Here is a 15,351-nt window from a genome sequence, read left to right as displayed (position 1 = left end):
GCTATATAGCAGAAGTTAAAATGGCGGTCCCGACCGGGGTCGAACCGGCGATCTCCTGCGTGACAGGCAGGCATGTTAACCACTACACCACGGGACCATTTGGTTGCGGGGACAGGATTTGAACCTGCGACCTTCGGGTTATGAGCCCGACGAGCTACCGTGCTGCTCCACCCCGCGACAATACTATTCATATAAAATTATATGGTGGAGGATGACGGGATCGAACCGCCGACCCCCTGCTTGTAAGGCAGGTGCTCTCCCAGCTGAGCTAATCCTCCGAAGTGGTGACCCGTACGGGATTCGAACCCGTGTTACCGCCGTGAAAGGGCGGTGTCTTAACCACTTGACCAACGGGCCAATATGTATGGCAGAGAAGAAGGGATTCGAACCCTCGCACCGCGTTAGCGATCTACTCCCTTAGCAGGGGAGCCCCTTGAGCCACTTGGGTACTTCTCTGTATGGCTCCGCAGGTAGGACTCGAACCTACGACCGATCGGTTAACAGCCGATAGCTCTACCACTGAGCTACTGCGGAATAATGAAGACAATTTGTATCTTATAAAAATTCTCTCTGTAAGTCAAGATGTTTTTAACAACATCTTGTTCAAACGTGACATGTTTATAATATACTGGATTGCGTTTTTACTGTCAAGATGTTTTCGATATCGGTTTGAGTTTCCCTTTACACTTTCCACAGACATATCTTTTTATATTTATTTGACGCCTTCTTACATATTGAAGTGAACACTCCATACATTCATACTTATAAATCTTTTTTTCCTTCTCTTCATTAATCATTCGTTTACAAAAACGTGGTGCATCAACTTTCTTTAACAACTCACGAAAATCCCTGTCCCCGTGCTTATACCCTCTTCCTGCAATATGTAAGTGATAATGACAAAGCTCATGTTTAATAATCCCGACTAACTCTTCTTCACCATACAATTCGTAATATCGATAATTCAGTTCGATATTATGACTCTTCAATAAATAACGCCCACCAGTTGTACGTAATCTATTATTAAACACCGCTTTATGTAAGAACGGCATCTCAAAGTATTGTAGTGACACTTCTTCCACTAGTCGCTGAATTTCTTGCTCATCCACTCTCATTCCTCCTAAACAAAAAAATATTTTTACACTTTTCTCCCTTCTTATACATATATTAAATAGTACATATACCCATCCTCATGTAAGAAGCGTGGTTTCTAAAAACAAAACATGAATAGAAATCCACTCACCAACCTCTCATCAATAGCATTTTAGATTTTTGAGAGCAGGATTAAACAAGGAGGGATTCCTATGCCTACGTGGCTAAAAAAACAAATGCAACGTGCATATTTCGAAAAAAACCGGTATCAAATTAAGTTATTAAATGAATGCTGGTTTTATTATAGCAAAATACATCAAAGCTCATAATCCATTACACTTTTTATTTCATAAAAAAAGAGCAGTTTCATCTGCTCTCTTCTCTTACTATTCAATCGGCAACATAGATAGTGCAACGCGTCCTTTTTTTGTATCAATATCATCTACCCATACTTTTACAATTTGCCCTACTGATACAACATCTAACGGATGCTTTACAAACTGTTTGCTAAGTTTAGAAATATGTACTAAACCATCTTGCTTTACACCAACATCAACAAAAGCACCAAAATCAACAACGTTACGAACTGTTCCTTCTAGTTCCATACCACGTTTTAAATCTTCTAATTTCAAAATCCCTTTTTTCAAAAGTGGTTTAGGCAACTCATCCCTCATATCTCGTTCAGGACTAATAAGCGCATCTATAATATCAACTAACGTCGGCTCCCCAACTCCTGTTTCTTGAGATAACTTAGAAATCTCTACTTCTTCCAATCTCTTTTGTAATTGCGGTTGTCCTACGTCATCTATCGATAACCCTAGACTCTTCAATAACAATTCAACATTTTTATATTGCTCTGGATGAATACCTGTTCGATCTAATGGATTCGCTCCTTCTAGTATACGTAAGAAACCTATACATTGTTCATAAGTCTTTGCACCTAAACGTGGGATTTTCTTTAATTCCGTGCGCTTCGTGAATTTCCCATCTTCTTCTCTCTTTGCTACAATATTTTTCGCAACAGTTTTCGATAAACCTGAAACATATTGTAACAATGCAACCGAAGCCGTATTTACATTAACCCCAACTTGGTTAACAGCTGTTTCTACTACAAATGTTAATGACTCATTCAGTCTCTTTTGAGATACATCATGTTGGTATTGTCCAACCCCAACTGATTTAGGATCAATTTTCACAAGTTCAGCAAGTGGATCTTGCAGACGTCTCCCAATAGAAACGGCACTTCTCTCTTCAACTTGTAAATTTGGGAATTCCTCACGGGCTAAATCAGAAGCTGAATATACACTAGCACCCGCTTCATTTACAATAATATAAAAGACATCTCGGTTCACGCTTTGTAATACATCTACTATAAACTCTTCTGTTTCTCTAGATGCTGTCCCATTACCAATTGCAATCATTTCAACTTGATATTTATCTATAATAGAAAGAACTTTCGTTTTTGCATCATCATATTTACGAACAGGTGGATGCGGATAAATAACATCGATATGTAGTACTTTCCCCGTATCATCTACTACAGACAATTTACAACCAGTTCTATATGCCGGATCTACCGCTAGCACGACTTTCCCTTTCATCGGAGGTTGTAATAATAAGTTACGTAAGTTCTCAGAAAAAATATGTATTGCTTGTTCTTCAGCTGTTTCTGTTAATTCTTTACGAATCTCTCTTTCGATTGAAGATTGAATTAATCGTTTATAACCATCTTCAATCGCTAATTGTACATAATGTGCACTTTTCGAATCGTTATCACGAATTACTTTCTTATTTAAGAAGGTTACTATCTCATCTACTGGTGGAACAACAGCAACTCTCAATATATCTTCTTTCTCGCCACGATTCATTGCTAATACACGATGTGGTACTACTTTTTGCAATGGTTCTTCATAACTGTAATACATTTCATATATATTCTTTTCATCTTTTTCTTCATCTTTCACGGAAGAAGACATAACACCTTTTCTAAAAGTAACATTTCGAATCCAACTACGATACGCAGCTTCATCTGAAACCATTTCTGCAATAATGTCTTGTGCACCTTGTAAAGCTTCTTCTGCAGATTGCACTTCTTTCTCTACATTAATAAATTCCACTGCCTTTTTAGCCGGATCTTCTTTCTTATATAACAATAACCATTCAGCTAATGGTTCTAATCCTTTTTCTTTAGCAACTGTCGCTTTCGTTCTTCTTTTCTCTTTATATGGACGATATAGATCTTCTACTTCTTGCAACTTTGTAGCTTTAACAATTTGCTGTCGTAGCTCTTCTGTCAGTTTCCCCTTCTCATCAATAAGACGAAGAACTTCTTCCTTCCTATCTTCAAGTTGCATCATATATTGCCATCTCTCTAAAATCGTACGAATTTGCACCTCATCTAAAGAGCCTGTCCATTCTTTTCGGTAACGAGCAATAAATGGAACTGTGTTACCTTCTTCTGTTAATTGAATAACATGACGAACTTGCTTTTCGGTAAAGCCTAATTCTTTCACTAACATTTTCATTAACGCTTGTCGATTATCTACCATTTCCATATACAACCGTAACCTCCTCTATAATAAAAAAAGTTGCCCTTCAAAGAGAGCAACTTAAACTGCCGATTTAAAAATCTATTAGTCCTAAACTAATTTGTAGCGCTTCATCTACACGAATCATCATCACTTCATCTAAGTGAGTGATTTTGTCCGTTAAGCGCTGCTTATCGATTGTTCGAATCTGCTCAAGTAAAATAACAGAATCTCTCTCAAAACCGTACTTTTTCGCATCAATTTCCACATGAGTGGGTAATTTCGCTTTTTGAATCTGTGCAGTAATAGCCGCTACAATCACCGTTGGACTAAAACGATTTCCGATGTCATTTTGAATGACAAGAACCGGACGAACGCCTCCTTGCTCAGAACCAACAACTGGGGAAAGGTCTGCAAAATACACGTCGCCGCGTTTTACAATCAAAATATTACCCCCCGCTAACTAAGCGTTCTACTGTATGAGCTGCTTCATACTCTGCTAAGAAAGCTTCAGATGCAATACCAAGATTAATTTTTCCCATTTCAATGTACCCACGTCGCATTGATTCATGTTGGTAGCGTTTCTTCGTCTTATGTTGACGCAATAACAATTGTGTTGCCTGGCAAATTAGTTCATGGCGATTCTTATTCTCTTGTTTTCCAATTCCGTCCAATTCCGTTACCATTTGCTTTGGCAACCGAACCACGATTTCAGTAGTTACACTTGATTCGGACACAAAAATACACCTCCACCGTCAACTACACACCCAAATATATATATGACACCTATTGTAATAATACCATTGTATGGAGCCTGTTGCAAAGACTTCCTTATTCCTTGCTTATGTTTTCCAATTCACAAACAAAACATTCATCTTCTTAAATTTTTTATCTCATAACTAACTAAAAACAATAGAACTCCTCTTCAAAACTTACGTGCAACTTATATAAAAAATGATTATAAGTAAAAAGCTTCTCATCAAAAAGAGCTTATTATCCAGCAATGAACAGTCACTCCAATGACAAGAAGCAATCATACTACCTTCTATATATTGTTCAAGTAATTAATTATCTCTACAACCTTACCATTCCGTATAAATATTCTCGGCACACGGAAACTGATCGTTGCAATAATTTCATAATTAATAGTCCCTGAGTATTCCGCAACCTCTGTAGCGCTAATATACTCATCTCCTTGCCTTCCAATAAGCGTAACTTTCGTACCAAGTGGCACTTCACAAGGAAGATGAATCATGAACTGATCCATTGTTACTCGCCCTACAATCGGTACCCTTTTACCATTTATAAGCACTTCAAATCCTTGTAACCTCCTAAGCCACCCATCTGCATAGCCAATCGCTACAGTCGCAATCCATTCTTCAGTTTTCGTTCGGTAGGTGACGTTATAACTAATTCCATCACCTTTAATTACCTGTTTAATATGAGCGACTTTCGTATGAAGTGATAGCGCCGGTTCTAATTCAAATGGTAAAAAAGGACGTATTTCTACAGAAGGAGATAATCCATACATTGCAATCCCAATTCGCACTGCATTAAATGTAATCCCTTGAAAACGTAACGTCGCAGCACTATTAGCTGTATGAACAAACTTAGGATCCACTCCGAATTCTTTCAACCAACTTAACTGCTCTAAGAACGTGTTATATTGCTTATCAAAATACGAAGTCTCAACTTCATCTGCCGTTGCAAAATGCGTGTATACTCCTTCTAACTCTAAAAACGGTGCACCCTCTAAACTCTTTAAAAATTCTTTTAGCTCTTTTCTTTCACGTATTCCAATTCTCCCCATACCACTATCAAAGTTAATATGGAATTTCATTACAGATGAACCATCCCAAAGTTTAATTGCTTCGTCCACCCATTCTTTTTGAAAAACCGTTAGCGCTACATCATTTTCAGCAGCTACATTTACATCACGCGGCGGCGAGGGACCTAACACTAAAATCGGCTCAGTAATACCAGCCCTCCGAAGCACTAAAGCTTCATCTAAAAAAGCAACAGCTAACCTTGTTGCACCTGCTTCTAATGCCGTTTTAGCCACCGGTACATAATCGTGCCCATATGCGTTTGCTTTAACTACAGCAAAAATCTCTACATTACTTGGGATGAACTCTTTAATATGTGTAACGTTGTTATAAATGGCATCTAAATCCACTTCCACCCAAGTGTCACGGTAAAATGGCGCTTCTTCCATAAATACACTTCCTTATACACGATATGCGAAGCTTATTCTTTTATATGCTTCTTTTATGAAATCCACCTTCAAACTAAGAAAAGACGTGGTGCACATATATCACCACGTCTAAGAAGTTTACTTCACCTGCTTCGCTGTAACTGAACGAGCAACCATTAACAGCTCCTTCGGCTCTAAACCTTTAGACACGAGCATATATTCTACTCCGTTATGCGACCACGTTACAGAGTCTTTCGTTAATGCACCAATCGTAAATCCAAGATCAACTGGTTCTCCACTTACACTTACCGCTGATGATGCCTCTGCAACTTTTGCCTTTTCTTGTATTAAAGTAAAGGATTTCTTATTTCCAGTGTATGTGAGTATCGCACGCTTGCCACTGTCTGTCTTCAACTCTTTTTCATCTTGCAGAGTCATACCTTGTGGTGTATCAAGTGGATACAAAATAGCAAACGGTTTGTCTTCTTTCGCTGTTGTTTGAACATCTACCTGCGCTCTAGACATATTTTGTTTCGTATCAAATGCACCTTTATCAAATTTCGCATCGAATTTCACTTTAGAGAAATCTACTTTCACAAGAACATTTTGATCATTATCCATTAACTTCACTGAAACTGGAGTCAAGTCGCTCTTATTCAATGTAATCTCTTGTCTCGGCAACATATTTTGATGTTGATAGTTTGTTTTTGTTTTAAAAATATAATACTTATCTGTTTTCTCAAAAGTAAGGTTTTTCTTGTCCTGCAAAATATCTCTTACAAGTGATTCATATAAATAAGCCTGGCTACTATTTTGCGGCCAATCACTTTGAAAACGGAAGCTCTTATTAAGTGCTGGCGTTAATACAAATACACCTTCTTCATTTCTCAAAATAATTTGGCTCTGATCTTTTTTTGCATTTTTTAAATTCACACGATAAAAAGACGGTTCCTTATGCCAAATCTCTACGTTATACTCTTGAGGCTCATTGCCTGTTTTAATAGATAATTTTGCCTCAGCTTGATAACTTTTCATCCCTTTTACTTTTGATTCTAAATCTCTCACGACATCATCTTGCTTCTTTTCCATACAACCCGCCAACACAAAAACGGTCAACAAACCGACAAGAACTAAAAACAGACGCCTTTTCATCAATTCAGCCCCTTTGCCCCTATAAATGAATGGAAGATGTACCTTCCTTATCGCTACCTCAAATATATGAGACAAAGATATAAAATATGCAGACTAGCGTGACAAGCTTTCTAAAACAACTTGAGCAACAGCAAATTCCTTACTATGACTAATTGATAAATGAACAATATACTCTGTACTTGTAATCAGAATTGGCTTACCTCTTTCATCATTTTTCACTTCAATATCTAAAAAACTCACTTCTTTTCCGATACCAGTACCTACAGCTTTTGAATACGCCTCTTTCGCTGCAAACCTTCCAGCTACAAACTCTGTAAGGCGACTTCCTTTCAGCTCCATAGCAACATTACGTTCATTTTCCGTTAAAATACGTTCCATAAATTTAAGCTTTCCATCTAGCATTTTTTCAATACGATTTAATTCAATAATATCGATACCAATCCCTATAATCATTTCAAAATCCCCTTCTTCTATTTAACTTTCTTCTTTCATATTGATAAGAATAACAGAGAATCTTTCTGATGCAAAAGGGGTGATAGTAACCGTATGCTAATAAGATCCACTCATATTTCTTTACAACCGACTATTCTTACCTTACTGCTTATTCATTTAGTCATGATGATATTAGGCGACTTTTTTCTCTTACCACTGGCAGCCTCTAATGAATATATCGCGAAAGGAGAATGGTGGCGTGTCATAACTTCTCTTCTCGTACACGTAGACTTACAACATTTTCTTTCTAATAGTATTTTTTTGTTTGCTCTTGGTTCTTCTATCGAAAAGCAACTCGGACACTTTTCTTTTTTTATTCTATTTTTTCTCTCTGGAATTTCTGGAAATATTTCTTCTTATATTATTATGCCGCTTGAATATATTCACGCAGGTGCATCAGGTGGTATTTTCGGACTATTAGGTGCACAGTTATTTTTATTGTACAATCGATACCGCTCTTCAAAACCAAAAGAAATTGCCATTTTCTCAATTATGATACTTCTATTACTGCTATTTACTTTCTTTAACCCTTCTGCCAATCCGATCAGTCATTTAACAGGTTTAATAACCGGTGGCATTTTAACCCCTTTTTTAACAAAAAAAAACGATGGTGCAAAGCTTATTTAATATAAAAGCTTGCACCATCGATAATTTCTACATCTACTTGTTCACTTAAATCTCTCATTAATTGAAATAAAGACTCATCCTTCATCTTCGCCTCAATCATACAATCAATTTGCGGAACACTTCCCTTTATCCTTCTGTAACTACTCAGCTTCTTCAAATAAAAAAACAGGCCAAATACATGTTTCCGATTCGAAAACATGAAAAGAAAATACTCCAATCAGAGAAAGAATCTATGCCAAATAGAGAAATTCTCTTATGAAGTCGTGTTATTCCAAGGAACCGTTCTAGTTTCTATGACTTGGTTTATCGCTTGTAAGACCGATTGTTTTTGTTTTTTCATGGTACTCATAAAGCTTCGTATCTGACAAAAAGATTCTGCGCCTTTCTTACTTCGGAAAGTCCCAGACACTTTCTGTTTTACTTTCGTCATCCGAATATCCCGTTCTGCTTGATTGTTATCAAATGGAATGGCTGGATGTTCTAAAAACGCTAGAATTCTGTCAGAATACTTGACGAAGCGATTCCATAAATTTTGAGAAGGCGTCTGCTTTCCTTTCTTCTTTTGTTTCGTGGAAAGAATCTGTTGTTCTTTCAATATGGATTGATACATAATAAACAGATTCTTTTGCGTCGCTTTTGGCATGGTACCTTCGGATTGCTTTTTCATCGTCAACGCTTGCGTTAGAAATTTCTGCATCTGTTGTGCCCATTGTTCTCCAGTACTATCTATAATTCCTTGTAAATCTCGTAAGAGATGGGCATTACATAAAACGTGACGACAATCTGTATACGCATCATACGATTTCCAACCATCATGCATCGCAATTCCAGAAAAAGATGGCAAGATTTCTCCAGCATCCATTGCTTCTTTTCCACGTTTTTGATGAATATGTTGCAATGTCACCTCCGGTGTACTGGCAGTATGTAACCATTGTGTTTTGTTTTCTACACGCATACCAGTTTCATCAAAATGGACAACAGGAGACTGCAGAATCTTTTCCTTTACTTCTTTTATGAATGGCTGCAATTGAGAAGCGAAAGCCTGTGTATGATTTACCAGGGTTCCTTCGCTTATAGAATGTCCAAAACAATCCTGAAAGAATTCTTTTGTTCGCTTCAAAGAAATGCATTGATAATGCGTTAAATAGGGAATCAGTCTTTTTATATTTGGACCATATTGAACAGGACGAGATACTGTCGAAGGAAATTGGGCTTCTTGGATAGAATGGCAATGTGGGCATTCTTTCTGTTCTACTTTATGTTCTGTCACTTCGATCTGAATAGGTGGTAAGTCATACACTTGGCGAATGCGATACCCTTTTACAGGCTCGTGGTTCAAGGAAGTATGACAACAAGTACAATATGTAGGAGAATGTGTAATCGTATGATCTGGAGTCGCTGTCAAACCAAGAGTATGTCCCTTGTGGCCCAACTGGCCACCCGTTTGACGATGAGACGGTTTGCGCAAACTTTTTGTAACGGGCTTACCCAAACCATCTGTAGAAGGTGGCTTATGACTATTTTTGGAGTTTTTTTTTGAAGCATTTTCTAGTTCTTGTATACGTTTTTCTAACTTAGAAAATGTTTCTTCAAATAAAGAAATAACAGCTTCAGGTCCTTTTTTATATGTATCTAAAATAATTTTTCGATCGACCATAAGATTCACCTCCCCTGTTTGATATACTCAGTATTTACAAATGGGAGGCATATGAAACTAGTAAAATTTAAAAAAGACACCGAAAGGTGGCTGAGTAGTTACATCCTTCTTAAAAAAGATAAAAATGCGTCTACATTAATATAATCTGCATGAGCTCTTGGATCTTTTCCCTCTCTAGGGCTAGAGATATGCATTTTAATCGGCAACAAAGACGTTTCCCACGTATGAACAACACGTGCCCAATCTTCATACCAATCTTCTTGCTCATTATTCATCATATGGTGATGCAAGTCAAATACGACGGGAATATCTAATTTTTCTCCTAAATATAATGTTTCCTCTAACGTAAAGGTTGTATCATCATTTTCTAATATAATCATTTCTTGAATACCCCTTGGGACATTCGACCAATTCTCTATAAAGCGCTCTAATGCAAGTTCTTTATCTTTATATCCTCCTCCAACATGCAGTACACATCGTTGCTTATGTTCAATCCCCATGCCTTTTAATAATTTTTTGTGCATCTGCAATGTTTTTACAGATTGTTTAAAAACACTCTCTTCAGGTGAATTTAGTACAACAAAATGATCTGGATGGAAATCAATTCTCATATTCATATGAACTGCATATTCACCTAGTTTTTTTAAATTTTCTTTTAACGGACGAATATAGTTCCACTCTAGCAATTCCTCATGATTCGCTAAAGGAATGAGCTTTGAACTGAGCCGAAAGAAAGATATGTCATGCCCTTTATTATGCTTTAATAAACGTAAACAATTTTCTAAATTGGAATTAGCAATTCTTTCAAGCTTACGAATTGCAGCATCACGATCATCTAATTTCTGAAACTGTGCATACGTCATCGTTTGAGATGGAGATGCATTCTTCAAATGCACACTCATCGCAACGTAACCAAGCCTTACAAGCATATAACAGCCCCTTTTCTATCATAACTATTATGTAGTATGCACAATTATAGAAATAAAAAAAGAGAATGCCCGCAAAGGGCATTCTCTTTTTTTTATTAAGCTTGTGGACGGCTATGATGTTTTCTTTCGCCGCGTCCATTTGAAGAACCAGGGCGACCTTGGCCTTCACCTCTACGACCACGACTACCACCATCACGATTACGATCGCGGTTACCATCACGATTGCGATCACGGTTTCCGTCACGATTACGTCCATCACGGTTACGGTCACGATTACGTCCATCGCCACCGCCGCGTCCATCACGACTACGATTACGGTTACCATCACGGTATCCGCCTCCGTTACCGCCGCGTTTTTTAGAACCGCCGCCTCTTGAAACAACAGGTGGTTCTGATGTTAAAGCGATCGGAGTTGTATCCGGCTCTTTAGTCATCATTTTTAAAGCAGCAGCTACTACTGTTACAGAGTCATTTTCTTCTAACATTTCTTCTGCAATACGCTTGTAGTATGCTAAGTTTTCATTTTCAATTGTGCTTTGAAGCTTTTCAGCGATTAAACGTTGTTGACCTTCTAATGCCTCGTCAAGTGTCGGTGCATCCATACGGTCCATTTTACGTTTTGTTGTACGCTCGATATTTTTTAATTGTCCTGATTCACGTGGTGTTACAAATAGCATTGCAATACCTTTTTTACCTGCACGACCAGTACGACCGATACGGTGAACGTATGATTCTGGATCTTGTGGAATATCGAAGTTATATACGTGCGTTACGCCTGAAATATCAAGACCACGCGCAGCAACGTCTGTTGCAACAAGAACTTCAATAGAACCTTCTTTAAATTTACGTAATACAGACATACGTTTCGCCTGAGTTAAATCACCGTGAATACCTTCTGCAGCATAACCACGTAAGTTTAATGCTTCTGATAATTCATCAACACGACGCTTTGTACGACCAAATACGATTGCAAGCTCTGGAGATTGAATATCTAATAAGCGTGTTAACACGTCAAACTTTTTCTTTTCTTGCACTTCTAAATAGAACTGCTGAATGTTTGGCATTGTTACTTCTTTTGCTTTTACTTTAATGTGTTGAGGCTCAGTCATGAAACGCTCAGCAATACGGCGGATTGGATCCGGCATTGTCGCTGAGAATAGTAATGTTTGATGTGTTTCTGGCACATCTGTTAAAATTGCTTCAATGTCTTCAATGAAGCCCATGTTTAACATTTCATCCGCTTCGTCAAGAACAACTGTCTCTACGTTTTGCAGACGAAGTGTTTTACGGTTAATATGATCTAAAATACGACCCGGCGTACCAACAATAATGTGTGGGTGTTTTTTTAGAGCACGAATTTGGCGGTTAATATCTTGACCACCATAAATCGGTAAAATACGAACGCGTTTATGCTTACCAATTTTGTATAATTCTTCTCCAACTTGAATTGCTAATTCACGCGTTGGCGCGATAACAATACCTTGAACCGATTCTTTATGTGTATCCACTTTATCTAATAGTGGTAATCCGAATGCTGCTGTTTTCCCTGTACCTGTTTGCGCTTGCCCAATAATATCTTTACCTTGCAATGCATGTGGAATTGTTTCAGCTTGAATTGGTGTAGCCTCTTCAAAGCCCATACTTTCAACAGATTGCAGTAAAGAATCACTTAATCCTAATTCTCGAAATGTTGTCAATGTTACTTCTCCTTTTCTATCCTATACTTATCATTTAAAAAAAGGCGTTTTCCGAATTTGCGGAAAAGCCCTTTTCCTGAATGCTCACGTATATAAACGGGCGTATATTCTTCACGAAAATACTTCTAAACGTTATTACACTTTATCAATTATAAGTTTTGTATGTGTAAAAAGCAAACCCAACTGTTACCTTATTTTCATATTCAGAGTTTTTTTCTTCACTTTTATTTTTTTATATTTACTGTAAGCGCTTATTATAAGTTTCTTCTATTTTCGTAACTATCATCCCTATTTATATACACCAATTATTTCAACATCGTAATTACTTCTTCTAATTTCATACCGCGAGATGCTTTTATTAATACAACATCTTTCACATCGACTACTGCTTGTAAATCTTTTACTAACTCTTCTTTATTATCATACGCCTTTACACGTTCATTAGGGAAATTAATTTTTGCTCCTTCAGCAATTTGAGCCCCTAATCTACCGTATGTGAATACATGTGAGATTTTTGCTGGATCGATTAATTTTCCTACCTCATAATGGAACTGTACTTCTTGATCTCCAAGTTCTAACATATCACCGAGCACAACGATTTTTTTAGCAAAACCATCTAAACCATTCATTAAATGGAATGCTGCTTCCATAGCCGTCGGGCTTGCATTATAAGCATCGTTGATAATTGTTAAACCACTATTTGTTTTCACAATTTCCATACGCATGCCCGTCATTTGAAGTGTTACTAAACCTTCTTTCATCTCTTCCCACGTTACACCAAAATGTTTCGCAATTGCCATTGAAGCAAGTGTATTATACACATTATGTTTTCCTAACACCGGTAAGTAGAATGAAATATTTTCATCTCTATTCATTTTGAAATGTGTCCCAGTTGCTTGTAATGTTACAGTCGTGGGATAATAATCGTTTGCTCTTGCATCACCAAACGTAACCGTTTCTGCTGCTAAATTCATTCCAGGAACACGATTCGTTAATAAAGGCTCATCTCCGTTATATACGAACACGCCACCTTCTTGTAATCCTGTAACAATTTCTAATTTCGCTTCAGCAATTGCCTCACGAGATCCTAAATCCATTAAATGTGCCTCACCAATATTTGTAATGATAGCTGCATTAGGACGAGCTAACTTAGATAAGAATTCAATTTCGCCTCGGCTTGACATACCCATCTCTAATACTGCTACTTCTGTATTTTCTTCTAAGTTTAAAATGGTAAGAGGTAATCCGATATGGTTATTGAAGTTCCCTTCTGTTTTTTGCACTTTGAATTTAGTCGCAAGAAGACTTGTTACAATATCTTTCGTAGATGTTTTACCGTTACTACCCGTTACACCTACAACTTTAACATCCAATTGATCGCGATAGTTTTTCGCTAACATTTGCAATGCCGATAGCGTGTCTTCTACAAAAATAACCGGAAGATTCTCAGGTGGATTCGCTACATCTTTCATCCATAATGTAGCCACAGCTCCATTTTCAACAGCTTTATCTACAAAAGCATGTCCATCGAAGCGCTCCCCTTGAATCGGAACATACAAGTTTCCTTTTTCAATTTTTCTCGTATCAATAGACACGCCTTGAATAGTAATTCCCTCATATTGCTCTGCTAATTCAGTACCATTTACCATCTGTTCCACTTGCTTTAACATTCGCTTTATCATATATAAACGCTCCTTACATAGAGGAAGCACTATTCCTATGAATAGTGCTTCCTCCTTTTTTGTTAGATTGTATATTTAATTTTTTGTTTTTCTTCGTGACGTTCAATCGCTAAACGAATTAGCTCTTCGATTAATTCTGGATACGGTAACCCAGTATGTTGCCATAATAGAGGGAACATACTGAACGGTGTAAATCCTGGCATTGTGTTTACTTCGTTAATATACACTTCTCCATCTTTCGTTAAGAAGAAATCAGCTCGCGTTAAACCTGCACCGTCTAATGATTGGAATGCAATAATCGCATCACGCTTAATTACATTAGATTCTTCTTCTGTCATTTCAGCTGGAATAATTAGCGCCGTATCACCATCGATATATTTCGACTTATAATCATAGAAGTCCTTTTTCGGAACGATTTCACCTACAACTGAACATTTCGGCTCATCATTACCTAGTACCCCAACTTCTACTTCACGACCTACAATATTTTCTTCTACAATAATTTTGCGATCAAATTGGAATGCCTCTACAAATGCATCCTCAAGTTCTTCACGATTTTTACACTTATTAATACCAACACTTGAACCAAGGTTCGCTGGTTTTACGAAGCAAGGATATCCTAACTTATCTTCTACTTTAGAATAAGCTTCCTCACGATTTTTTTCCCATGCACTACGAATGAAGGATGCATATTTTGCTTGTTTTAAACCAGCCTCTGCAAAGATGTTTTTCATAACAACTTTATCCATACCAGCAGATGATGCTAGAACACCATTTCCTACATAAGGGATATTCATTAATTCTAATAGTCCTTGAACCGTTCCATCTTCACCGTTTGATCCATGTAGTAATGGGAAAATAACGTCAATAGCGTTCTCCTCAGAAGCTGCAGATGGGATAATTTCTGTACTTAATGATAACGGAGAAATCGCATTTTCTGCACCGCTCATTTTTAAAGCTTCAACATCTGTTACTTCGCCTTCAATACGCTCACCACGTACCCATTGACCTTGTTCTGTAATATAAATTGGATGAATCTCGAATTTATCTTGATTTAACGCTTTAATAGCAGCAAGAGCCGTCTGTAGCGAAACTTGATGCTCAGCTGATTTTCCACCATATAATAAACCTAATTTAATTTTCGTCAATGAAATCACCCTAACCAATTGTTTTCATTTTTCTATTTTAGCACTTTTTATAAAAATAGGTAGTTCCTATTTGAAATAAAATGTAACTTCCATAAATAATTAAATAACATCACTTATTGGTTTTTCATTTCATTTTCTATATAGCTACACAAAATA

At 37.2% G+C, this 15,351-nt stretch carries 13 protein-coding genes, 6 tRNA genes and 2 pseudogenes; 2 read left to right on the top strand and 19 right to left on the bottom strand.

The features are described 5' to 3' along the window. Positions 1-21: 21 nt before the first annotated feature. The 7 genes from MHH55_RS29660 to MHH55_RS29630 form a co-directional block, all read right to left on the bottom strand. Positions 22-97 (bottom strand) — tRNA-Asp (locus MHH55_RS29660). Positions 98-100: 3 nt separating this feature from the next. Continuing rightward, positions 101-177, bottom strand: a tRNA-Met gene (locus MHH55_RS29655). A 25-nt stretch (positions 178-202) separates the two neighbouring features. After that, positions 203-278: transfer RNA gene (locus tag MHH55_RS29650), tRNA-Val, on the bottom strand. A gap of 4 nt (positions 279-282) precedes the next feature. After that, positions 283-357, bottom strand: a tRNA-Glu gene (locus tag MHH55_RS29645). Positions 358-365: 8 nt separating this feature from the next. Then, positions 366-456: transfer RNA gene (locus tag MHH55_RS29640), tRNA-Ser, on the bottom strand. Between the two features lie 3 nt (positions 457-459). Then, positions 460-534, bottom strand: a tRNA-Asn gene (locus MHH55_RS29635). Between the two features lie 113 nt (positions 535-647). After that, entirely contained in the window at positions 648-1,106 is a 459-nt protein-coding gene (locus MHH55_RS29630; RefSeq protein ID WP_000344231.1) for a SprT family protein, read from the bottom strand. Between the two features lie 195 nt (positions 1,107-1,301). Here MHH55_RS29630 and cmpA point away from each other — a divergent pair, with 195 nt between their 5' ends. Then, positions 1,302-1,418 carry a cortex morphogenetic protein CmpA gene (gene cmpA, locus MHH55_RS29625; protein WP_001143642.1) on the top strand — a complete coding sequence of 39 codons (117 nt, stop codon included), beginning with the start codon at positions 1,302-1,304 and terminating at the stop codon, positions 1,416-1,418. A gap of 57 nt (positions 1,419-1,475) precedes the next feature. Here cmpA and MHH55_RS29620 read toward each other — a convergent pair whose 3' ends face one another. The 6 genes from MHH55_RS29620 to acpS form a co-directional block, all read right to left on the bottom strand. Continuing rightward, positions 1,476-3,644, bottom strand: coding sequence for a Tex family protein (locus MHH55_RS29620; RefSeq protein ID WP_000426242.1), 2,169 nt, complete (start codon positions 3,642-3,644; stop codon positions 1,476-1,478). A 67-nt stretch (positions 3,645-3,711) separates the two neighbouring features. Then, positions 3,712-4,062, bottom strand: coding sequence for a type II toxin-antitoxin system endoribonuclease NdoA (gene ndoA / locus MHH55_RS29615; protein ID WP_000635963.1), 351 nt, complete (start codon positions 4,060-4,062; stop codon positions 3,712-3,714). Positions 4,063-4,066: 4 nt separating this feature from the next. Further along, positions 4,067-4,354, bottom strand: coding sequence for an antitoxin EndoAI (locus tag MHH55_RS29610; protein ID WP_000004570.1), 288 nt, complete (start codon positions 4,352-4,354; stop codon positions 4,067-4,069). A 308-nt stretch (positions 4,355-4,662) separates the two neighbouring features. Further along, positions 4,663-5,832: an alanine racemase gene (gene alr / locus MHH55_RS29605; protein WP_000390615.1), complete on the bottom strand. Its 1,170-nt coding sequence runs from the start codon at positions 5,830-5,832 to the stop codon at positions 4,663-4,665. A gap of 117 nt (positions 5,833-5,949) precedes the next feature. Further along, positions 5,950-6,900: a LolA family protein gene (locus MHH55_RS29600; RefSeq protein WP_002004297.1), complete on the bottom strand. Its 951-nt coding sequence runs from the start codon at positions 6,898-6,900 to the stop codon at positions 5,950-5,952. Positions 6,901-7,056: 156 nt separating this feature from the next. Next, complete coding sequence (gene acpS / locus MHH55_RS29595) at positions 7,057-7,416, bottom strand: holo-ACP synthase (RefSeq protein ID WP_000583416.1); 360 nt, start codon at positions 7,414-7,416, stop codon at positions 7,057-7,059. Positions 7,417-7,509: 93 nt separating this feature from the next. On the opposite strand from acpS, the gene MHH55_RS29590 reads away from it, so the two are divergent. Continuing rightward, complete coding sequence (locus MHH55_RS29590) at positions 7,510-8,082, top strand: rhomboid family intramembrane serine protease (protein WP_000908523.1); 573 nt, start codon at positions 7,510-7,512, stop codon at positions 8,080-8,082. Here MHH55_RS29590 and MHH55_RS29585 read toward each other — a convergent pair. The 6 genes and pseudogenes from MHH55_RS29585 to MHH55_RS29560 all read right to left on the bottom strand — a co-directional run. Next, positions 8,075-8,230, bottom strand: a pseudogene (locus MHH55_RS29585) (UV DNA damage repair endonuclease UvsE); the annotation flags it as partial. The gene MHH55_RS29590 and the pseudogene MHH55_RS29585 sit on opposite strands and share 8 nt — an antisense overlap. A 105-nt stretch (positions 8,231-8,335) precedes the next feature. Then, the gene (gene tnpC / locus MHH55_RS29580; protein ID WP_100910632.1) at positions 8,336-9,739 is read right to left on the bottom strand and encodes an IS66 family transposase; all 1,404 of its coding nucleotides are present in this window, start codon (positions 9,737-9,739) and stop codon (positions 8,336-8,338) included. 101 nt (positions 9,740-9,840) lie between these two features. Further along, positions 9,841-10,668, bottom strand: a pseudogene (gene uvsE, locus MHH55_RS29575) (UV DNA damage repair endonuclease UvsE); the annotation flags it as partial. A 95-nt stretch (positions 10,669-10,763) separates the two neighbouring features. After that, complete coding sequence (locus MHH55_RS29570) at positions 10,764-12,365, bottom strand: DEAD/DEAH box helicase (protein ID WP_000206592.1); 1,602 nt, start codon at positions 12,363-12,365, stop codon at positions 10,764-10,766. 305 nt (positions 12,366-12,670) lie between these two features. Then, positions 12,671-14,047 (bottom strand): UDP-N-acetylmuramoyl-tripeptide--D-alanyl-D-alanine ligase, encoded by a 1,377-nt coding sequence (gene murF / locus MHH55_RS29565; RefSeq protein ID WP_000595957.1) that lies wholly within the window; start codon positions 14,045-14,047, stop codon positions 12,671-12,673. A gap of 62 nt (positions 14,048-14,109) precedes the next feature. After that, the gene (locus MHH55_RS29560) at positions 14,110-15,195 is read right to left on the bottom strand and encodes a D-alanine--D-alanine ligase (protein WP_078186876.1); all 1,086 of its coding nucleotides are present in this window, start codon (positions 15,193-15,195) and stop codon (positions 14,110-14,112) included. Positions 15,196-15,351 lie beyond the last annotated feature (156 nt).

This window comes from Bacillus sp. FSL K6-2944 (assembly GCF_038005385.1).
In the GTDB taxonomy this organism is placed as follows: Bacteria; Bacillota; Bacilli; order Bacillales; family Bacillaceae_G; genus Bacillus_A; species Bacillus_A cereus.
Note: the sequence above shows the minus strand (reverse complement) of the source record. Positions and strands in the feature narration are given on the sequence as shown.

Bases quoted from the DNA above. Each gene is read 5' to 3' on its own strand.
- tnpC (WP_100910632.1), bottom strand. From the start codon at position 9,739: ATGGTCGATCGAAAAATTATTTTAGATACATATAAAAAAGGACCTGAA.
- MHH55_RS29590 (WP_000908523.1), top strand. From the start codon at position 7,510: ATGCTAATAAGATCCACTCATATTTCTTTACAACCGACTATTCTTACC.
- murF (WP_000595957.1), bottom strand. From the start codon at position 14,047: ATGATAAAGCGAATGTTAAAGCAAGTGGAACAGATGGTAAATGGTACT.
- MHH55_RS29600 (WP_002004297.1), bottom strand. From the start codon at position 6,900: ATGGAAAAGAAGCAAGATGATGTCGTGAGAGATTTAGAATCAAAAGTA.
- MHH55_RS29620 (WP_000426242.1), bottom strand. From the start codon at position 3,644: ATGGAAATGGTAGATAATCGACAAGCGTTAATGAAAATGTTAGTGAAA.
- alr (WP_000390615.1), bottom strand. From the start codon at position 5,832: ATGGAAGAAGCGCCATTTTACCGTGACACTTGGGTGGAAGTGGATTTA.
- acpS (WP_000583416.1), bottom strand. From the start codon at position 7,416: ATGATTATAGGGATTGGTATCGATATTATTGAATTAAATCGTATTGAA.
- cmpA (WP_001143642.1), top strand. From the start codon at position 1,302: ATGCCTACGTGGCTAAAAAAACAAATGCAACGTGCATATTTCGAAAAA.